This window comes from Gluconobacter aidae (assembly GCF_009547075.1).
Lineage (GTDB): Bacteria > Pseudomonadota > Alphaproteobacteria > Acetobacterales > Acetobacteraceae > Gluconobacter > Gluconobacter aidae.
This window is the reverse complement of record NZ_WIPH01000011.1, coordinates 43,205-64,065: the sequence shown is the minus strand read 5'-3', so window position 1 is coordinate 64,065 and position 20,861 is coordinate 43,205. Positions and strand designations below refer to the sequence as shown.

Genomic DNA, 20,861 nt, shown 5'->3' with positions numbered 1-20,861 from the left:
CTGCCGACAAGAGTAACAAAGCCTGTTGCACCTGAACCAAGGCTGGCGCATTGATCGGCATATGGCCGATCCTGCTGCAAACGTGCTCCGCCTGCACGATACCCATCTTCGCGAAAAGCGACCGTTCACGCCCCTCGATTCTGAGAATGTGCGCGTCTATTTCTGTGGACCGACCGTCTATGACCGCGCGCATCTGGGCAATCTGCGCGCCATGATGTGCGCGGATGTCCTCATCCGCCTGCTGCGGGCGCTATATCCGCGCGTGACCTATGTCCGCAACGTGACCGACGTGGACGACAAGATCAACGCGCGCGCAAAGGAAAACGGGGAGGACATTTCCGCCCTGACGGAGCGCACGACACAGGCCTTTCATGAAGATCTCGCGTCCCTCTTCATTCTGCCGCCCGATATCGAACCGCGCGCGACCCATCATATCGACGACATGCTGGAAATGATCGGGCGTCTGGTCGAAAACGGCCATGCTTATGTCGCCGAAGGGCATGTCCTGTTCGCGGTGCGCAATTTCCCGTCCTATGGTGAGCTTTCCGGACGCTCGCTGGATGACATGATTGCGGGTGCGCGTGTTGAGGTCGCGCCCTACAAACGTGATCCGGGCGATTTCGTGCTGTGGAAGCCCTCCGAGCCGGATCTGCCGGGCTGGGACAGCCCATACGGGCGCGGTCGTCCGGGCTGGCATATCGAATGCTCCGCCATGTCTCACCGTTATCTGGGCGAAAGCTTCGATATTCACGGTGGCGGCGACGATCTGCTGTTCCCGCATCATGAGAACGAGCGCGCGCAGTCCATGTGCTGCTATCCGCATGGCAAGTTCGCCACACACTGGGTCCATAACGGGATGCTGCTGTCGAACGGCGAGAAAATGTCGAAATCGCTCGGCAATTTCTTCACGATCCGCGAAGTGCTGGACCTCTCGCCGGCCGAGCCCCTGCGCCTGCTCTATCTGGGCGCGCATTATCGCTCCACGCTGGATTTCAGCTGGGAGAAGCTTGAAGAAGCACGTCGGGTTCTGGACCGGCTGTACCGGGCACTGGAACGCGGAAACGCACAGCCCGGCGCTGCCGTCTCCGCTGCGGTCATGGACGCTCTGTGCGATGACCTGAACACGCCGCTGGCCATTGCCGCGCTCCATCCGCTGGCGGATGCCGCCATGCAGGGCGATCAGGACGCGGCCTCCAGCCTGCTGGCAGCAGGAAAGCTGCTGGGCCTGTTCAATGTCACGCCTGCCGAGTGGTTCCAGTCCGGTGTGGATGCCGGCGCCATCGAAAAGCTGATCGAAGAGCGTCTTGCAGCCCGCAAGTCCCGCGATTTCGCCCGTGCCGATGCCATCCGTGCGCAGCTCGCCGCTGATGGCATCACCCTTGAAGACGGCCCTGGTGGCACAACATGGCGGAAGGCGTAACCATGACCGGACGTGACGGCGGGGCGAATATCGGCCCTATCGGAGATTTCGATCCGGTCGTGATCCTGGTGCGCCCGCAGCTTGCCGAGAATATCGGTACGACGGCGCGCGCCATGGCGAATGGCGGGCTGTTCCATCTGCGGATCGTGGCCCCGCGTGACGGCTGGCCGCAGGAACGCGCCTGGTATGCGTCTTCGGGCGCGGACCGGATTCTGGATGCGGCCCAGGTATTTGAAACCGTAGATGATGCGGTCGCGGACCTGCACCGCATTTTCGCGACATGTCCGCGACCGCGCCATGTGGTCAAGCCGGTCATGACAGCACGGGGAGCCGCGGCTGAACTGCGTGTCGCGGCCAATCGCGGTCTGCGCACCGGCATTCTGTTCGGGCCAGAACGCGCCGGGCTGGACAACGAGGACATGGCCCGCGCCGATACGCTGGTCCGCTATCCGCTCAACCCGAAATTCATGTCCCTCAACCTCGCGCAGGCTGTTCTCATCATGGCCTATGAGTGGTTCCTGACCGAGGACATGACGCCGCCGCGCGAACTCATGACCAATGAGACGCATGTGGCGACGAAGGGGGAGATGGAGAATTTCATGTCCCATCTCATCCGCGATCTGGACGAGACGAATTTCCTTCGAAATGAGCAGAAACGCCCCGGCATGGTGCGGAATCTGCGTCATTTCTTCACCCGAGGCGAAGTGACGGAACAGGAGCTTCGCACCCTTCACGGCGTTGTCAGCGAACTGAGCAGCGCCCGCAGGAACAGGAGCTGATCCCATGATCCACTGGCGCCATAGGAAACGGATGGAACCCCGATCTGATCCTGGAGTGCCAGTCCATCCTGAAACACATGCAACGGTCGTCGAGACCGCCAACAAGATCCGGGCCCATGTTCTCGAAGAGAACGGTCGGAGCGACATCATCCGGACCGGCCTGGATGCCGGGGTCTTCGGCGACCTCTACCATACCCTGATGACCATGAGCTGGTTTGCCTTCTTCTGGGCATCCATGGGTCTGTATCTGATCATCAATGTCGCCTTTGCGCTGATGTATTACGTCATCCCGCACAGTGTGAGCGGTGTCCCGTATGGCGATTTCCTCGATGATGTTTTCTTTAGCGTGCAAACCATTTCGACTGTCGGTTACGGCACCATGGCCCCCGTCGGGCGGCTGACGAACACGATCGTTTCTTTCGAAGTTCTGGCCGGCATGATGCTCAATGCCCTGGCGACGGGATTGGTGTTTGCCCGTTTCTCCCGTCCCCGCGCACGGGTGCTGTTCAGCCATGTGGCGGTCGTCTCCTATGACGATGTGATTCCGACGCTGACGATCCGCCTGGCCAACCAGCGCCGCACGCTGATCCTCTCGGCCAATATCGAAATGACCCTGACGCGGCTGATGCCCGATGAGCGCGGGCGTCTGGTGCGCCGGTTCGACCGGCTGACGCTCGTACAATCCCACATGCCGATCTTCCGGATCAGCCTGAACGCGACGCATCTGATCGACGACCACAGCCCGCTTTACGGCCTTACCGCGGAGACGCTGATCGGCCAGAACGCGGAAATCATCATCACGATGGACGGAACCGATGAAATCTCATCCCAAACCATTTTTGCCCGTCACGCTTATGAGATCGGACATGTGAAACACGGCTACCGTTTTTCGGATATGATCCAGAATCGTCCGGATGGCCGGGTGGAAGTCGATTTCCGTCGTTTCCATACCACCGAGCCGGGTGATACGCCCAAGGCACCAGAACAGGAGACACCCCATGACGAATCCCGTGACGGAGGACACACATGACTTCGGAACCGGCCGGCTGACGGCTTCGGTCAGAAGTCATGGCGCCGAACTGGTTTCCCTGCGGAATGGAGACGGCGACCTGCTCTGGAATGCAGGAGCCGCGTGGCCGAAACATTCTCCGGTCCTGTTCCCGATCATTGGCAGACTCCCCGAACATGAGATCACGCTTGATGGCGCGCCTGTCAGCCTGAAACAGCACGGTCTGGCGCGGGAGCGGGTCTTCCGCTGGATCGCGCGAACTCCCGAGGGCTGCACGCTGGAATTGGTGGACGATGCCGAAAGCCGCGCGATCTTCCCGTCCGCGTTCCGGCTGCGGATGGTTTACCTGATCGAGAACAATACCCTGCGCGTTTCGTATCATCTGCATAATCCGGACAATACCAGCACGCTCCATGCTTCACTCGGCGCGCATCCTGCGTTCCGCTGGCCGCTGAAGGAGGGCGTGGCAAAAGACAGCTACAGACTTGTTTTTGAATATGATGAGCCCCTGCCCGTTCGGCGTATCGGCGCTGACGGCCTGCTACTGCCGGAAAAACATCACACGCCGGTCAGGGACAATATCCTGGCGCTGACGGATGCGCTTTTTGAAAAAGACGCCCTCATCATGGAGAAGCCCGAAAGCCGGTCCGTGGACATGGTCGATCCTGACGGACATGGCATCCGGTTCGTCTGGGGCGGGTTCAAAGAGCTTGGCCTGTGGACGAAACCGGGAGCCGATTTCCTGTGTATCGAGCCCTGGTACGGCTATGCGACGCCGGTCGGCTTCCGAGGCGATTTTTCAGAAAAACCCGGCCTGCTGCATCTGAAGCCGGGCGAAAGCTGGACAGCCTTCTGGTCCGTCAAAGCGATCTGAAAAAACCGGTTCCGTCGCGTTTTTCAACAGGCGCGACGGAGAAACAGGCTCAGGCCTGAATGGCATCCCACAGACGGGCGACCGTGCGCTCACGTCCCATCAGGCCGAGCAGGACGTGGAGTTCCGGGCCCGCGTCTTCACCGGTCAGGGCCAGACGCAAGGGCATGAAGAGGGTGCGCCCCTTGCGGCCCGAAGCCTCCTTGAGCGCGTTGGTCCAGTCCTTCCACGTCTCTTCGCCCCACGGCTCGGCCGGGAGGGTGTCGAGGGCCTGCTGAAGGAAGGCGCGGTCTTCGGGCTGGGACGGCGGAACGATCGTGCCATGCACGACATCCCACCAGTGCGGGATCTCGGCGGAGAGATCCACATTTCCACGTACCGCGTTCCAGAACGTCTCGTCGGCTTCAGGCGGAAGATGGGCCTTCGCGGCTTCGAACGGCAGGTTGTGCAGCGCGCGCCGGTTCAGGGCGAGAAGCTGCGTCATGTCGAAACGCGCGGCCGACTTTGAGACATGCGAGATGTCATAGGCCGCAATGGCCTCATCCATCGTCATGACCTGCGGATCATCCGAGGAACCGACGCGGGCGAGATAGGAGACGATCGACATCGGCTCCAGCCCGTCCTGACGCAGGGACTTCAGCGCAAGGGAGTCGAACCGCTTGGACAGCTTGCCGCCATCGGAATCCAGCAAAAGCGGCAGATGCGCGAAGGTGAAACGGTTGGGCTTCGCACCCAGCGCCTCGGCAATGTCGATCTGCACGCCCGTATTGGTCACATGGTCTTCACCACGGACGATATGCGTGATGCCCATGTCCAGATCATCGATCACGGAGGCCAGCGTGTAGAGAATCGTGTCGTCCCCGCGCACCAGAACCGGATCGGAAATGGCCGTCAGCTTGACGGAGCACTCGTCCATGACGAGGTCCTGCCACTTGCGGCTGCCATCGCTGAGACGGAAGCGCCAGTGCGGCGTCTTGCCGTTGGCTTCGGCGCGGGCGCGCTGGTCGGCGGTGAGCTTGAGCATGGCGCGATCATAGATCGGCGCCTTGCCGGCACGGATGCGGGCTTCGCGCTTGGCGTTCAGCTCGTATTCCGTCTCAAAGCACGGATAAAGACGGCCGGACGCCTTCAGCTTTTCGATGACTTCGGCATAACGGTCGAGACGCTCGGACTGGCGCACATACTCGTCCCATTTCAGCCCCAGCCATGACAGGTCCTTGCCGATGGCTTCTTCATATTCGGGCTTGCCGCGGGTGGTATCGGTATCGTCGATCCGCAGCAGGAACTTGGCGCCGTTATGGCGTGCGAAAAGGAAGTTGGCGACGGCAAGGCGCGCATTGCCAACATGCAGGTAACCGGTGGGGGACGGAGCGAAGCGCAGTTTCATGACGCCTTAATGCCGCATGATGCGCCGCGTTGCCAGAGCGGGTTTTTATGAAGGGCCATGCGCACAGGAAGGAGCGCATGCCCCTTCCCTGCACCGGGTGTTCAGTGACGGATCACTTCGTGACGGTCTTCGTCATCCTCGTCGTCTTCATCGTCCGGCGGACCATTGATTTCCTCCTCATCGACGAGGCGGCGGGGATCAATGGTGCGCCAGTCACGCTCCATCGGCGTGGCGCGGCTGGCCGCGAAGTCTTCAAGTTCCGTAGACGACTTCCAGCCGTCTTCGCCAGCGTCCACCACTTCGGCGTTCTCGCCGAACGCGAACCAGTTTTCGAGAACTTCCTTGCTGCTCGCGCCTGGTGTGCGACAGCGCTCGATGCTGTCACGGACATAGGCACGGGCATAGGCGTTGGCGTGCATCAGATCGATGAAGTCTTTCACGACCTCGACCGTATCGTCCTCGCCTTCCGAGGAACCCGAAAGGTCAATGATGCGTACGCTCCACGAACCCGGCTGTGCGCCGTTTTCGGGTGCGCCTTCGACAGGGTCAATCGTATCGTCGGTCATGATGTCTCCTGGCTGTCACGGGCCTTCTGGAGCAGGAACTCGCGTCCGAGCTTGACGCGGGGCTGTCCGTCATAGGCCACGATGTCAGCCGTTGCATAGGTTTCGGACCAGCGGTCGGGAATGAAGGACCCGCTGCCGATCACGTCGATCGGGGCATGAGCGTCCCGCATCGTCGAGCATTTGGCGACGTTGAAGCCCGAGGATGCGACGATTTTCACATGGTGGAAACCGGCGTGATCCAGAGCTTCGCGCATCCGCCAGATGGCTGCGGCCGACACACCCGTTCCCACCAGATCGCGCAGTTCCTGATCGGAACGATAGCGGCGGATGGTGCCGGGTGTATGACGCTCAAGCACCCCATATGAGGTCTGGGGGTCCAGTCCTTCAAGGAAGCGCCCGCCATGCGTGTCCAGACGGACACTCAGATGGCCCATCGCGGCGCGTTCGGGGAAACGATGGCAGACGGCGAGCGCGTCCGTGATTTCCTGCCCGAAATAATCAACCAGGACCGTTAGCGGATCGTTCGGATAGACCTCGTCATACATCTCCGCCGCGCGCAGCGTGGAGCCTGCATAACCGATCAGGGCATGGGGCATCGTGCCCAGACCGGCATCGAGGCCGAAGAAACCGGCCGTGGCATCATTGGCATTGCCGATGAAGCCGCGCGCCCCTTCTTTCTGCGCGGCGCGGGAGCCAATACCTGCGGCATAAGCCATCTGTTCCTGCATTTCGAAACCCGCGCAGTGCCGGGCATCCATGGCAAGAAACGGGATGGTCGGCAGGGCCATGGCCATCTGGTAGGCGTTATGGGCGGCCACGCAGGTCGCACCGATCCGCTGGAGCACCAGCGTTTCCAGCGGGGCCAGACGGATAAAGCTGCCCGTCAGATACAGCAGCGGCTCACCCGCGCCGACCCATTCGCCCTCGGCATACATTTCCCGGCAGTCCAGTTCGAAGCCCTGGGCCTTCGCCACATTCTTCAGCCACTGAACGACCAGCCCGCAGGCCGCGATCACCGGGCGACGGATGAACACCGCATAGGTGACGCGGGAATCCCCGAAATGCTCCACGATGTGCCGCGTTCGCCCGAAATAGGCGTCCGTCCGCGCTTCGATGGTTTTCTCGTCCAGCGGGCCGAGAGTGCCAAGCGCGCGCCGGAGCGCGGCCTGAGGAGTATTCTGGGGATCGGAAGCGGTCATTCTTTCTTTCCTGCTCGTCCCGTCAATTCCTGAGCAAGAAGGAAGGCCATTTCAAGTGACTGTTCCGCATTAAGGCGCGGATCACAGAATGTTTCATAGCGGTCGCCCAGATCGGCCTCGGTCAGACACTGTGCGCCACCAATGCATTCCGTGACGTCCTGACCCGTCATTTCAAGATGGATGCCACCCGGACGACGGCCTGCGGCCTCGAACACGTCGAAGAAGCCGAGAACCTCGCCCAGGATATTGTCGAAGGAGCGCGTCTTGATCTTGCTGGCCGTGGTCGTGGTGTTGCCGTGCATGGGATCGCACAGCCAGGTCACGGTGCGGCCGGTGCGGTTCACGGCATCGAGCAACGGCGGCAGGTGATCGCGGACCTTGTCCTTGCCTATGCGCGAGATCAGCGTGATGCGGCCGGCTTCATCCTCGGGATTGAGAATTTCGAGCAGCTTTTCGAGATCCGCCACCGTCGTGGTCGGCCCGACCTTGATGCCGATCGGGTTCTGCACACCGCGCAGGAACTCGACATGCGCGCCGTCCGGCTGACGGGTGCGGTCACCGATCCACAGGAAATGGGCCGAGCAGTCGTAGTAATCGCCGCTCGTGCTGTCCACGCGGGTCAGGGCCTGCTCATAAGGCAGGAGCAGAGCTTCGTGGGACGTGTAGAACTCCGTCTCGTCGATCTGCGACGCCGAGCCGTCAAAACCGCAGGCCCGCAGGAACGAAAGCGTCTCGTCGATACGATGAGCCAGATCCTGATAGCGCGCGGCGAGCGGAGAGCGCTCCACGAAGCCGAGATTCCAGCTATGGACCTGATGCAGGTTCGCGTAACCGCCATGCGCGAAAGCACGGAGCAGGTTCATCACGCCGGCGGACTGGAAATATCCGGTCTCCATGCGGCGCGGATCGGGAATACGGGCTTCGGGCGTGAACTCCGGGCCGTTGATGATGTCACCGCGATAGCAGGGCAACGTCACACCATCGACCGTCTCGGTATTGGACGAGCGCGGCTTGGCATACTGCCCGGCCATGCGCCCGATCTTCACGACCGGAACCTTGGCGGCGAATGTCAGCACGACCGCCATCTGGAGCAGGACGCGGAACGTGTCGCGCACGATATCAGCGGTGAATTCGTCAAAGCTCTCGGCACAGGCGCCGCCCTGAAGGACGAAGGCCTCGCCACGCGACGCCGCGGCCAGACGGGTCTTGAGACGACGGGCCTCCCCCGCGAAAACCAGCGGTGGATATCGATGCAGACGAGCTTCAACAGCAGCAAGCGCCGCTTCATCCGTATAGGATGGAGCCTGGACGATGGGACGGGAACGCCAGCTTGCAGGAGACCAGGACATCGTGTTGGTGGACGTCGGGGTCTGGCTCGAGGGGTGCATCAAATGCCCTCCGGATGAGTGTGAATGCAGAAGTTGCGGGGCGCTGGTTATGGCCGAAAAAGCGCGGCGTTGATAGCGCGAAACGTCAGATTGTATCGCATGGCACCTGTCTGCTGATGGAATGTTTCGCGGATGGGCGAAACCCCATGCCACGCAAACCGCGAGCCCCCACCCCACACCACCACATCGCCATCGAGCAGTTCGATGATGCGTTTCGGGTCCGTCCGGCGTAAGCCACCGAACGAAAAACGGGCCGGTACGCCAAGGGAAACCGACACAACAGGGGCCTCTGGCATCCCCTCGTCCCTGTCCTCATGCAGGCCCATTTTCGCTCCGGGCCCGTAGCGGTTGATGAGGCAGGACGCGGGATCGAAGGCCGCATACCCCGCTTCGGCTGCCGCGAGGACGGCAAGGTGACGAAGTGCGTCTGGCATGGCGGGCCAGGATTGACCGGTCTGTGGATCGGTTCGGGAATAGCGGTAGCCGGACGGATCGGCGACCCAGCCACAGGCGCCACACGATGTCATCGCAGCCGACATCGGACCCATCCGGGTGCGGAAATGGCGGAAAGGCGCCTGTGCGGAGACCTGCGCAATGGCCTGGTGGAGCGCCTGCGCTTCGGACAGGACAAAGCCGGGCAGCCACACGGCACCTTCGGCAAGGATGGTTCGCGGACGAACGGACGTCAGAAGATCATCCATCAGTCATCGCCCCGAACCGGAAAAACCCGTACTGATCCCGCACTGATATCGTCATGTCTTTTGATATGGGGCGACTCTGAAACGGTTCCAGAAGAAAAGAAGTCTTGAACACGGGAGAAAGCGGGCCGATTATAGACTGATATGCCGCCTTGCCGGGGATGTCAGAGCCTGACGTCGCGTTTCATCCGGAAGGCAGCCTTGTTGTCATGATCGACCAAGGACCGGATCACATGTTGTCCTCTTCCCGTTTCTTCTGCCACGCCCTGCTGGCGACCGCTCTGCTGGGAGGGGCGGCACAGGCCCAGACCGCGACTTTCGGCCAGCCTTACGCATCCGGCACGACATTGCCCGCGCAGTCAGGACAGGCCCAGGGTCAGACCGATGCCCAGTCGCAGGCTACGACCGGTGGTGAACATTTCCGGGCACACGGTCACCGCAAGCCGCCGCCGGGCTATTCCGACACGCCGTCCACCGATTTCGAGCATGGTCCCGATCCGGACCACGAAGCCGGTGTGGAGCGCGATTCCGTAACTGGTGCGAACCTGTCCAAGTTCGGATCATCCTATCAAGGCAGCAACAACACGCAGTCCGGCCAGCTTGGTGATGCAACCGGTAACGGCTATGTCGCCCCGCGTGGAAACGGCTGGTAAGACGCAACCAAAGTCCCGACGACAAGTTCTGATCCTCGTATGAACTCCTACGAGGATCAGAACCATGCCGTATATCACCGCCACTGATGGCACGAGCCTCCACATCAAGGACATTGGTGCAGGCAAGCCCGTCGTCCTGATCCACGGATGGCCCCTTACCGGGGACATGTGGGAAAAACAGACGCTGGCACTGGTGGAGGCGGGTTATCGTGTCATCACCTATGACCGCCGCGGCTTTGGCCAGTCGGGCCATCCGATCAACTGCTACGATTACGACACGCTGGCGGATGATCTGGCGGTCATCCTTGAGCAGATTGATCTGTGGGATGCCACGCTGGTCGGTTTCTCGATGGGTGGTGGTGAAGTCGCCCGATATCTGAGCCGCCATGGCCGGTCACGCATTTCCAAGACGGTCCTGCTGTCTTCCGTCGTCCCCTTCCTGCTCAAAACCCCAGACAATCCCAAGGGCGTGGACATTTCCGTGTTCGACGGGATCAAGCAGAAGATCCGTCAGGACCGTTTCGGCTTCCTGAAAGATTTCATTCCCGATTTCTACGGTGTCAGCCTGATGCATCATCCGGTCAGCCAGGGCGTGCTGGACTGGTCGTTCCTGCTGGCGTCCATGGCGAGCCTGATGGCGACGCTGGACTGCGTGGATGCCTGGGGCATGACGGATTTCCGCCCTGATCTTCAGGCCTTTACGGTCCCGACACTGGTAATCCACGGGACGGCCGACTCTGCTGTCCCGGCAGGAATCGCCGGCGAGAAGGCCGCCGCGGCCATTCCGGGATCAACGTGGATTTCCTATGACGGCGCCCCGCACGGGCTGTTCATGACGCATGCCGAGCGGGTGAACGAGGACCTGCTGCGGTTCCTCGCCACATCCTGAAGAGCGTCAGAACGCACCCTTGAGAAAGGCCCTGCTGACCGGCATCTCGGTACGCACGATCAGCAGGGAGCCGATGGCCAGCACCAGATCATGCCGGATCGACGGATCCTGTGACTGACGCTCCAGCGCATAAAGTTCGTCCAGGGTGGGGTCGATCGTGGCGGTCGTATGGGTCAGGGGCAGCTTGCGACGCAGCAGGTTGCGGACCAGCCCGTCCACCGCCATCACCGCCGTGTCCGGCAGGCTTCCATGCTCGGCAAGCTTGCGGAGCATCAACACGTTACGCCCGACCGTCAGAACCGACAATGTTCCGCGCAGCATGGCCTCCGCCCGGTCACCGGACAGAGAGCCGGCAAAACGCACGGCGCGTTCCATGCTCTGCGTGCCCTCGTTGATCCAGACATATTCGTCCATCACCACCCCCGGCAGCGCGAGCCGTCGCAGGCTCCGCTTGAGCTGATAGCGCAGGACCTCTCCCGCCCGTGCCGGGGTGAAGGGCAGCACGGCGCGGAAAATCACCACACCGGCACCAAGCCCCAGCAGGAGGGCGATGGTGGTGTTAAACCAGCCGAGTTCGTTGATGCGTCCCTGGTTGTCCATGCCCAGCAGGAATGGGAAGAATGTGCCATAGGACGCCGCCATGACGGCGGTGGACGGATTGCGGGACGCCAGCCCGCCCAGCATCATGAAGAAGCCTGCCACAAGGCAGAAGAACGGATAATTGGCCGTCACGGGCATGACGATGAAAACCGGAATGACGCTGGCCACCGCCGCGGCGACAGCACCGTAAAAGAATGCCGCACTCAGCAGCACGGTGTTTTCAAACGTCGCGAACCGGGCGCAGACGACAGCGATGAATGTCAGGAACACGCTTCCCTGAGGCCAGGCCGTAACTTCCCACACATAGGCGCCGAACAGCAGGGCCACGGTCGTGCGGACACCATTGCGCATCGAGGCGCGCCAGTCCGGATTGCGGGTCAGACGATGGCGTTCGGATACCGGAGCTCCATCCACACTCGCCCGGTAAGAGCGCAGGGTCTCGCACAGATCGGAGAGCATGACCTCAACGCCCGTGAGGATGATTCCCTCATTGAGCGAATCCTCGTCATCGCGGGGGAGGATCGTCTGCATGCGCCCACGACATTCCGCCAGCAGGGCCTCAGCCTGAACCAGTGCCGCAATACCCCGGCGGTCCGTAAGCAGACGCTCGGGCATTCCATCCAGGGCGGACGCCATTTCCTCAAGGAAAGGCCGCAGGGCTTCGGGCTGATGCGTGACAGACGTCATGCGGGTCCGCAGACCCAGCCCGCGCGACAGGACGCGCGCGACAAGACCGAGCGTGACATAGGCGTGCTCGACCTCGTTGCCCTCGCTGCGGATCTCGATCCGACTGAATTCGATCTGGTCGCTGGAGGCCTGAAGCGAACCCAGCAGGGCAGACAGATCGTCTGTCGCGCCTGTCTTCTGGCGAAGCACGGCCGTCAGGGCGGGAATGGCACGGGTCAGAATACCCTGAAGACGCTTGCGCAGTTCCTCACGCGCACGACCTGCGACGTTAGGCAGGGCGATCATGCCCATGGCCGTCTCGCAGATCACGCCCAGGAAAATATATGTCCCACGGGCCATGGCGATATTGAAAACGTGATCCGGTTCTTTTACCGCGCCCAGCGCGATGATGGTGCAGGTATAGCCCGCGAGTACGAGCGCATAGCCGCGGAAGTTGTGCGTCAGGGTGGCAAGACCCGCGCAAAGCCCCACCCAGAGCGCCAGAGCCGGCAGAAACAGCCACGGATATTGCGGAAAGGCCGCCATCAGCACGATGGCCATCACCATCCCGATGACGGTGCCAACCAGACGCCACCGTCCCTTGGAAATACTTTCGCCGCGCGAATTCTGCGCGACGATCCAGACGGTCATGGCGGCCCATTGCGGCTCACCGAGTTCCATCCACAGCGCGATCGCCAGCGCCAGAAGGGCTGCAATCGTGGTGCGGAGCGCAAACATGACGGACGTAATGGACGGGGCAAACAGCCAGCCAAGATTCATGCCCGGGACGGACCTTCAGAAAATATGTGACGGCCCGTCTGCGGGGCCTCCGTAAGACCGTTACGCGCCGTCATGATGGGTCAGCCTGTTTTTCGGGGAACGTGACGGGTGGCGTCGCGCATGGTCACGAATTCTTCCGCGCTCGTGGGATGCAGGCCGATCGTACGATCGAAATCCCGCTTGGTCAGCTTTGCTGTGATCGCAATGGCGAGGCCCTGAATGATTTCAGGCGCATCCGGGCCGATCATATGAGCACCAAGCACGACCCTGCTCTTTGCGTCCACGACGAGCTTCATCAGGGTCTTGCCCTTGCGGCCCGAAAGCGTCTGGCGCATCGGCGTGAAGCTGGACGTGTAGATGTCCAGATCGTGATTTTCTGCCGCCTCTTCTTCCGTCAGACCAACCGTTGCGAGTGGCTGGGAAAAAAATACGGCCTTGGGCGTCGTAGCGAAGGACCATTCCCGGCCCGGTTCACCAAACAGCCGTTCCGCGAGGATATGACCTTCGGCGATGGCGGTCGGCGTGAGGTTGTAGGTGTCCGTCACGTCACCGATGGCATAGATGCCGGGTACGTTGGTCGTCGCATCGTCGGGCCTGGCCGGAATACGGCCGTCCCATGTGGCGACGCCCGCATTGTCCAGCTTCAACGGCGCCAGATTGGGGTGGCGGCCCGTCGCCATGAACACGCAGTCCGTCTCGATAACATCGCCCCCCTCAAGATGCAGACGATAGCCGTCTGCAACCTTTTCGATCCGCTCGGGACAGTGTCCAGGATACGCCTTGATGCCGTTCAGCGGCAGCAGTTCGGAAAGATGGACGCGCATTTCATGGTCAAAGCCGCGCAGGGGAAGCTGCTGGCGGAAGACCAGATCAACCTTCGAACCCAGTCCCGCGAAAATCCCGGCGAATTCGATACCGATATAGCCGCTGCCGATCACGGCGACGCGCTCGGGGCGATCCGCCAGATGGAAGGCGTCGTCCGAGACGATCGCATGTTCGGCGCCGGGAATGTTCAGGCGCGTGGGCGTGGAGCCCGTGGCGATGACGATGTTCTTTGCCCGGATACGCTGGACGGACGCATCCGGCGCCAGCTCGGACGGGCCGATCTCGACCGTATGAGAGTCCACGAAACTGGCATCGCCCGTAAACAGCGTGACCCCGGCCTTTTCCAGCATCGAGACATAGATGCGGTTCAGGCGCCCGATCTCGCGGTCCTTCGCGCTGATCAGCGTGGACCAGTCATGCGCGACCGGTTTGACGTCCCAGCCATAGGACGGGGCATCGGCGATCTCGCGGCCATAATCGGCCGCATAAACCATCAGTTTCTTGGGCACGCAACCGAGATTGACACAGGTTCCGCCCCAGTGTCGGCGCTCCGCAAGCGCGACGCGCGCTCCGTTCTGGGCGGCAATGCGCGCACAGCGCACCCCGCCCGAACCGGCACCAATAACGAACAGATCAAAATCCTGCATCATCCCGGCCTTTCGTGCCTTTGAGACCTCAGCGCTCGGCAAAGGCCTTTTCAACGACATACGAACCCTGATGGCTCATATTGCCTTCCACGAAACCCATACGCTCAAGAAGGGCTTCGGTGTCGGCCAGCATTTCCGGCGAACCGCAAATCATGACGCGGTCATGCTCGGGATCGAGCTTGTCGATACCCAGATCCTCGAAGATCTTGCCCGTCTCGATCAGCTTGGTGATGCGATCGGTCACGGCATAGTCTTCACGCGTCACGGCCGGGTAATAGCGCAGCTTGTCCTTGACGAACTCACCCAGGAACTCGTGCTCCGGCAGTTCGTGACGGATATGGTTCTCATAGGCCAGCTCGCCCGAAATACGGACGGTGTGGCTGAGGATCACGTTCTCATAGCGCTCGTACGCCTCGGGATCTTTGATGAGGCTCATGAACGGCGCCAGACCCGTCCCCGTGGAGAGGAAATACAGGTTGCGGCCCGGCTTGAGGTTGTCGAGCAGCAGCGTGCCAACCGGCTTGCGACCGATCAGGACCGTATCACCCACCTTGACATGACGCAGACGCGAGGTCAGCGGACCATCGGGCACCGCGATGGAAAGAAACTCCATATGGTCTTCATAGTTGGCGGACGCGATCGAATAGGCGCGCAGAAGCGGCTTGCCTTCGACCTCGATGCCGATCATCGCGAACTGGCCGTTTTCGAAACGTAAGCCCGGATCGCGCGTCGTGGTGAAGCTGAACAGGCGGTCCGTCCAGTGATGGACCGTCAGCACCTTCGCGGGATACAGATGGGCGTATTCCTTGCTCGGTTCAGCCAGGCGGTACTGCTTCGGATGGCCTTCAAACGGCACCAGGCCGGTCAGAGGCTCGTCAATAGTCGGAGTCGGGGCGGCAAAAGTCGGGTTGGACATGTCTGGTTCTGTCTCCGGTTCGGAACGGATAACAGGTCACGGACCTGATAATGGTCGGGTCTTTTAGCCCAATCGTCACCGCTCGGGAAACCCATGCGCGTTGAAGCGCATGCCGGAATGACGCACAAGACTCTTATGACAGACGACTCCATGCCGGACGCCACTCTTGCCGACTCTTTTTCTCCGGCCGAACGCGCCCTTCAGCGGGCCGAAGCCGAATTCGGGCCCGCGCTCGACATCACGCCGCGCGAGCGCCCTGCCCTGCTGCGGCAGGTCGCGCGCAGGCTTGAAGGGCCAGAAGCAACCCTTTCCCATGACGGGCTGATCGAGGCGCTGTGCGTCGTGCGCCGCAAGACCTGGGCGTCCCAACTCATGAATGTGTGCCGCAGGGCTGGCGAGGTCTGGGTCGGCAAGCCGGATACGCAGGAAGCCGCGGCCCGCATCCATGATCCACGTGCCGACATGCCTGCCCTGCGCCGGACGCTCGACGATGTCCTGATGACGCGCTGGCAGGAAATGGGCGACTCCCCGCGCGCCGTGCTGGAGGATGTCCGCGCCGATCTCGCCGATACGGGCGTGATCCTGTCGAGCGGCCAGCTTGAAAAGCTGTCCCAGAGCATCGCGGCTGCATTCGGCAGCGTCGATCTCGGCTTCGAGGACGATCTGCGGATTGCCGAAGAACGCCGTGCCCGCGAACAGGCCGATATTCAGGCCCGTGCGGAAGAACGCAGGGCGCGTGAGCTTGAGCGTCTGCGCCAGTGGGAAGAAGGGCTGGTCAGCTTCGACGAGCTGCCGAATGTCCTGCACTGTTCGCGTCGCGAAGCCCTGCGCTGGATCGCCGAAAACCGGATTCCCATTGCCCGCCGCGAAACCCGACCGGACGGGATTGAGCTGTTCTTCTTTGACCCGGCAGAGCTCAAGCGCCTCCGGACCTTCCTGCCGCAATGGCGCAGCGGAACCAAGGACCGGCCGGAAGTTCTGGATCTGGGCAACAAGGCCGGTAATGCCGCCATTGCCCGCGTGGCCGCGCTGGACCGGTTTGCCGGGCATTTCCGCACGGCACGTGCGCTGAAGCGTCGCATCACGCTGGTGACGGGTCCGACGAACTCTGGAAAATCCTATACCGCGCTCAATGCGCTGGCGAATGCCGAGAGCGGTCTGGCGCTCGCACCGCTGCGGCTTCTGGCGCACGAATTCCGCGAGTCCCTGCTCTCACGCGGCGTTCCGGCATCGCTGTCCACGGGTGAAGAGCGGATCGAAATGCCGGGTGCGCGCCATCTGGCGGCGACGGTCGAGATGTGCCCGTTCCACAATCCGGTGGATGTGGCGATCATCGACGAAGCGCAGATGCTGGCCGACCCGGACCGTGGCGCTGCCTGGACGGCTGCCATCATGGGTGTCCCGGCCCGGCACGTCTTCATTCTTGGCGCGCCGGACTGCATCCCTCTCGTCAAGCGCATTGCCGAGCTTTGCGACGACCCGGTGGACGAGATCCATCTCGAACGCAAAAGCCCGCTCAAGGCGGGTGAAACGCTGCATCTCGATGAGCTGAAGCCCAGCGATGCCGTCATCGCCTTCTCCCGCCGCGAAGTCCTGGACCTGCGGGCCGAACTCATGGCGCGCGGGCGTCGGGTTGCCGTGGTCTATGGTGCCCTGAGTCCGGAAGTCCGGCGCGCCGAAGCCGCCCGCTTCAACAGTGGCGAGGCCGATATTCTCATTGCGACAGATGCCATCGGCATGGGGCTGAACCTCTCCATTCGCCGTGTCGTGTTCAGCGCGCTACGCAAGTTCGACGGCCGGCAGACGCGCGATCTGGTCTCGCAGGAAGTCAAGCAGATCGGCGGTCGCGCCGGGCGTTACGGCAAACATGAAAGCGGGCTGGTCTGCGTGCTGGCCGGTGCTGGCAGCCCGAGTTTTGTCAGAAAGATGCTCAGCGCCCCGCCCGAAGAGATCAAGGAACTCCGCCCTCTCGTGCAACCGGACTCGGACATTGTCCGGGCTGTGGCCGAAGAGATCGACAGCGACAGTCTCTACGGTGTCCTGACCCGCATCAAACACGCCGTTCTACGCGCGGATGACCCGAACTACCGCCTCGCCGACATGGAACAGGCGCTGGAAATTGCAGCCGCTCTGGAAGGTGTGGAAAACCTCGACCTTTCGACACGCTGGACCTATGCCATGTGCCCGATTGACGAGCGGGACAATGGCATCCAGCGTCTGGTCCAGTGGGCGGCGGACCATGCCGCCGGACGTCCGGTCCCGCCGCCGGGAACAGGGCGTCTGCCGCATCCGGAACAGGCGGGGCGCGAGGAACTGGAGCGGGCGGAGAAGAGGCACAAGCGGCTGGTGGCCTGGCGGTGGCTGGCTCTGCGGTTCCCGGACGCCTATCCGGCCCGTCAGGACGCGGAAATCAACACGTCCATTCTCAATGACTGGATTGAACAGGTCCTGCGGACGCAGAGCCGGATGCGCGAGAGCCAGAAGCAGCAGCGCATCGGGGGCCGCCTTGGCCGCAGCGGCCATAACGACAGACCCGGCAACAGGGCGGGTTTTTCCGGCCCCAAAAAGCCGGGTGGCCGCAGTTTCCCCGCGAAAGGAAACCGGCGGCCGGGGGGACCGCGCAAGCGTCCGTCCTAAAACGCAGACCGGCCTGACATCTGTCAGGCCGGGAGATCAGGCTCTTTTAGGCTGAGTGACAGGCTTTGCGTCCTGTTCTTCGCCTGTTTTGTTGCGCACGCGGCGCTCGATCCATTTCTGGGCCTGAAGCTTGATGAGAGGATCAAGCTGCCGGTAGAGCGTGAGCATAGTGTTTTCGTCAGGGGTGAGAGTCGCCTGAATGGCCTTGTAGGCCATTCCTGTCAGCAGCACTTCAGGTTCGACGCCCAGCACCTGCGCGAGACTGCCCAGATGCTTGCCGACATGTCCCGAGCGGCCCGTTTCCCAGAATGCCACGGCCGAGCGCGAAATCCCGACTTTGTCCGCAAGCTGCTGCTGGCTCAGGCCCGCCATCTCCCGAAGAAGCCGGATACGACGCCCGAGTTCCCGCCCCGGAGAAAGCTGCGCCGCTGGGATGGCGTCTCTGGTCAATACGGCCTCCGTCTCTCTGATCCATGCCCTGTACGCCGCCTCGGAAACCTGCGTCAGAGCCAGCGACTGGTTTTCCACCCGGAAACCCACCCGGCCGGCACCCAGAGTCATGATCTCCCTGACCTCACCTGCACCCTGCTCTGCAGTGGCCGATGCCGTCCATTTCTGTCCCAGCCCAAGCTGGATCGTTGTTTTCATTCCCAAGCCTCCGGCCTGATAGCAATAGCGTGTCACGCCATGCGACAAAAAACCTCTGCCGGTCAGAGGACTCCCGCAATGACACGGGAGAAGATCTTTCTGCTCGATCCATCTGGAATATGGAGGAAGCCGGGATCACATTAGTCCCGTTTCCGTTTGTGAGGAAAGAGGCCCGATACCCCCCTGCCCTTTCAAAAAAAACCGTGAAAGATCAAAAGTTTTTTTTAAAATACGGCATTGGCTGTCTGGCGGGAGGGCTTATTGGGCATCCTGCGGAACGAGAACCATCGTACCGGAGGAGCCGGTTCCATGCAGCACAAGATGACTGTCACTGTCACGCGACCATGAGGTTACGCTCGGCAGGAAAGCCCCGATCTGCTGCTCCTGCGCCATCAGGGCCGGCAGGCAGGCCTTGCGGGTCATGGCAAGCGGCAGGAAATGAAGCGTCTGCCCCGAGAGGGTAAAATGCCCCATCAGACGGTTGCAGCCATCCGTACCGTAAACCGTGCCGTCCTGTTGCAGGGTTAGGCCAGGCGCTTCGGCGGTATTGTCGAAATGAAGACTGCCGACGCTCTGGATCCGCCATGCCCCGTAAGGCGCGCGGATGGCCGCGCCCGCTACATGCCGCAGCAGGAGCCGGGGATGATCCAGAGGCGTGCCACCGTCCGGTGTGGCAAAGAGCCTGCGTCCTTCGACCGTGATTTCGGCATTCAGCACGTAATGTCCCCCCGGCGGCAAAGCCGGATAGGTCAATGTATAGGGAATGGGCACGCCACGATGGATCTCTTCGCGCTGCTCGGCCATGACCAGGGGGGCACCATGCGTGGCACCTGTATCCTCGATCCAGACGCTCAGAACGGCGCCCGGCGGCAGGGCCATGCGCTCACGGTACAGCGCCTCACCGCGCAGGGTGCGCATGCTGTCCGCCTCGGCGGGGCATGAGGCGAGAACGGAGCCTGCGGCCAGAAGAGCCAACGCGAAACGACGGATCGTGATCATGCCTGAAAGTCCTCAGCCGATGCGGTTCAGCCCGCCCATGTAAGAACGCAGAACCTCTGGAATATCGATGCTGCCATCTTCGTTCTGATATGTTTCCATAACAGCGATCATCGTCCGACCGACAGCAAGACCGGATCCGTTAAGCGTGTTGACGAAGGCCGGTCCAGTCTCGGCACGATAGCGCGCATTCATGCGACGTGCCTGAAAATCGCGCGTATTCGAGCACGAAGAAATTTCGCGCCAGGCTTTCTGCCCCGGAAGCCAGGCCTCCAGATCGAACGTCCTGGCCGCACCGAAACCGGTATCGCCCGCGCAGAGCAGCATCCGACGGAAGGTGATGCCCAGACGCTCCAGAACCGTCTCGGCGGCCTGCGTCATGCGCTCGTGCTCGGCCTCGCTGTCTTCAGGCTTCACGACGGAGACCAGCTCGCATTTCGTGAACTGGTGCTGGCGCAGCATGCCGCGGACGTCGCGCCCGGCCGAACCGGCTTCTGAGCGGAAGCACTGGGACAGCGCGGTCAGGCGGATCGGCAGGGCATCGGCCGGGAGGATGTCGCCCATGACAGAGGCCGTCAGCGGAACTTCGGCGGTCGGGATCAGCCAGCGACCATCTTCGGTGCGGAACGAGTCCTCGGCAAACTTGGGCAGCTTGTCGGTGCCGTACATGGCGTCGTCATTGACCAGAAGCGGCACGCTGGTTTCGCTGTAGCCGAACTCGGTCGTGTGGGTGTCGAGCATGAACTGGCCGAGCGCGCGTTCCAGACGGGCAAGTGCGCCGCGCAGGACGACGAAGCGCGTGCCGGACAGCTTGGCGGCGGTCGGGAAGTCCATCAGACCCAGTGCTTCGCCGAGTTCGAAATGCTGTTTCGCCTCGAAAGCAAATTCGCGCTTCTCGCCACGGACGTGGACGACGACGTTCTCATCCTCGCTCTTTCCATCCGGCACGGAGGTATCGAGGCGGTTCGGCAGGGATTTCAGCACATCATCGATGCGGGTCTGGATCGTGTTGGCACGCTCTTCCAGACCCGCAATCTGGTCGCGCAGGGCCACGGCCTTCGCTTCGATCTCGGCAGTGTCGAGCTTCTGGCGCTTGAGCAGGCCGATTTCCCTGGCCAGCGCCTTACGCGCACCCTGCGCTTCCTGAAGCGCGGCCAGTGCGGCGCGGCGTTCTTCATCGTCACTGACAAGCTGCTGCCCCACGGGTGACAGGCCCCGACGTGCGAGAGCAGCGTCAAAAGCGGCCGGGTCGGCGCGCAGGGCTTTCAGGTCATGCATGGTTCAGGG

The 20,861-nt window shown here is 62.0% G+C and carries 18 protein-coding genes; 7 read left to right on the top strand and 11 right to left on the bottom strand.

The features are described 5' to 3' along the window. The first annotated feature begins 61 nt into the window (after window positions 1-61). The 4 genes from cysS to GFJ39_RS06945 are packed head-to-tail and all read left to right on the top strand — an operon-like array spanning window position 62 to window position 4,082. Entirely contained in the window at window positions 62-1,420 is a 1,359-nt protein-coding gene (gene cysS, locus GFJ39_RS06960; protein WP_153430672.1) for a cysteine--tRNA ligase, read from the top strand. A 2-nt stretch (window positions 1,421-1,422) separates the two neighbouring features. Continuing rightward, window positions 1,423-2,199: an RNA methyltransferase gene (locus GFJ39_RS06955; RefSeq protein WP_062495949.1), complete on the top strand. Its 777-nt coding sequence runs from the start codon at window positions 1,423-1,425 to the stop codon at window positions 2,197-2,199. A gap of 31 nt (window positions 2,200-2,230) precedes the next feature. Then, window positions 2,231-3,229, top strand: coding sequence for an ion channel (locus GFJ39_RS06950; protein WP_407645873.1), 999 nt, complete (start codon window positions 2,231-2,233; stop codon window positions 3,227-3,229). Beyond that, window positions 3,198-4,082 carry an aldose 1-epimerase family protein gene (locus GFJ39_RS06945; RefSeq protein WP_153430651.1) on the top strand — a complete coding sequence of 295 codons (885 nt, stop codon included), beginning with the start codon at window positions 3,198-3,200 and terminating at the stop codon, window positions 4,080-4,082. The genes GFJ39_RS06950 and GFJ39_RS06945 overlap by 32 nt, the downstream gene beginning before the upstream one ends. 49 nt (window positions 4,083-4,131) lie before the next feature. Here GFJ39_RS06945 and gltX read toward each other — a convergent pair whose 3' ends face one another. From gltX to alkB, 5 genes are all read right to left on the bottom strand, one after another. Further along, entirely contained in the window at window positions 4,132-5,466 is a 1,335-nt protein-coding gene (gene gltX / locus GFJ39_RS06940) for a glutamate--tRNA ligase (protein WP_153430650.1), read from the bottom strand. Between the two features lie 101 nt (window positions 5,467-5,567). Then, window positions 5,568-6,032 carry a hypothetical protein gene (locus GFJ39_RS06935; RefSeq protein WP_153430649.1) on the bottom strand — a complete coding sequence of 155 codons (465 nt, stop codon included), beginning with the start codon at window positions 6,030-6,032 and terminating at the stop codon, window positions 5,568-5,570. After that, window positions 6,029-7,231: a nicotinate phosphoribosyltransferase gene (locus tag GFJ39_RS06930; RefSeq protein ID WP_153430648.1), complete on the bottom strand. Its 1,203-nt coding sequence runs from the start codon at window positions 7,229-7,231 to the stop codon at window positions 6,029-6,031. The genes GFJ39_RS06935 and GFJ39_RS06930 overlap by 4 nt, the downstream gene beginning before the upstream one ends. Further along, window positions 7,228-8,619: a class II 3-deoxy-7-phosphoheptulonate synthase gene (locus GFJ39_RS06925; RefSeq protein WP_153430671.1), complete on the bottom strand. Its 1,392-nt coding sequence runs from the start codon at window positions 8,617-8,619 to the stop codon at window positions 7,228-7,230. The genes GFJ39_RS06930 and GFJ39_RS06925 overlap by 4 nt, the downstream gene beginning before the upstream one ends. Before the next feature lie 47 nt (window positions 8,620-8,666). Continuing rightward, on the bottom strand, window positions 8,667-9,320 hold the full coding sequence (gene alkB / locus GFJ39_RS06920; protein ID WP_153430647.1) for a DNA oxidative demethylase AlkB: 654 nt from the start codon (window positions 9,318-9,320) through the stop codon (window positions 8,667-8,669). 230 nt (window positions 9,321-9,550) lie between these two features. On the opposite strand from alkB, the gene GFJ39_RS06915 reads away from it, so the two are divergent. Next, entirely contained in the window at window positions 9,551-9,970 is a 420-nt protein-coding gene (locus tag GFJ39_RS06915) for a hypothetical protein (RefSeq protein ID WP_194285313.1), read from the top strand. Between the two features lie 64 nt (window positions 9,971-10,034). Further along, complete coding sequence (locus tag GFJ39_RS06910; protein WP_153430645.1) at window positions 10,035-10,859, top strand: alpha/beta fold hydrolase; 825 nt, start codon at window positions 10,035-10,037, stop codon at window positions 10,857-10,859. A gap of 6 nt (window positions 10,860-10,865) precedes the next feature. Here the strand turns inward: GFJ39_RS06910 and GFJ39_RS06905 are convergent, their stop codons facing one another. The 3 genes from GFJ39_RS06905 to GFJ39_RS06895 form a co-directional block, all read right to left on the bottom strand. Beyond that, on the bottom strand, window positions 10,866-12,905 hold the full coding sequence (locus GFJ39_RS06905; RefSeq protein ID WP_153430644.1) for an FUSC family protein: 2,040 nt from the start codon (window positions 12,903-12,905) through the stop codon (window positions 10,866-10,868). A gap of 80 nt (window positions 12,906-12,985) precedes the next feature. Beyond that, entirely contained in the window at window positions 12,986-14,380 is a 1,395-nt protein-coding gene (gorA, locus tag GFJ39_RS06900) for a glutathione-disulfide reductase (protein WP_194285312.1), read from the bottom strand. Window positions 14,381-14,405: 25 nt separating this feature from the next. After that, window positions 14,406-15,293: a ferredoxin--NADP reductase gene (locus GFJ39_RS06895; protein WP_153430643.1), complete on the bottom strand. Its 888-nt coding sequence runs from the start codon at window positions 15,291-15,293 to the stop codon at window positions 14,406-14,408. Between the two features lie 135 nt (window positions 15,294-15,428). Here GFJ39_RS06895 and GFJ39_RS06890 point away from each other — a divergent pair, with 135 nt between their 5' ends. Further along, the gene (locus GFJ39_RS06890) at window positions 15,429-17,930 is read left to right on the top strand and encodes a helicase-related protein (protein ID WP_194285311.1); all 2,502 of its coding nucleotides are present in this window, start codon (window positions 15,429-15,431) and stop codon (window positions 17,928-17,930) included. A 36-nt stretch (window positions 17,931-17,966) separates the two neighbouring features. Here GFJ39_RS06890 and GFJ39_RS06885 read toward each other — a convergent pair whose 3' ends face one another. The 3 genes from GFJ39_RS06885 to serS all read right to left on the bottom strand — a co-directional run bounded on the left by GFJ39_RS06885 (window position 17,967) and on the right by serS (window position 20,852). Then, window positions 17,967-18,578 (bottom strand): helix-turn-helix domain-containing protein, encoded by a 612-nt coding sequence (locus tag GFJ39_RS06885; protein WP_153430642.1) that lies wholly within the window; start codon window positions 18,576-18,578, stop codon window positions 17,967-17,969. 258 nt (window positions 18,579-18,836) lie between these two features. Beyond that, window positions 18,837-19,577, bottom strand: a complete 741-nt coding sequence (locus GFJ39_RS06880) for an META domain-containing protein (protein ID WP_153430641.1) — start codon at window positions 19,575-19,577, stop codon at window positions 18,837-18,839. Between the two features lie 12 nt (window positions 19,578-19,589). After that, window positions 19,590-20,852, bottom strand: a complete 1,263-nt coding sequence (serS, locus tag GFJ39_RS06875; protein ID WP_153430640.1) for a serine--tRNA ligase — start codon at window positions 20,850-20,852, stop codon at window positions 19,590-19,592. Window positions 20,853-20,861: the final 9 nt, after the last annotated feature.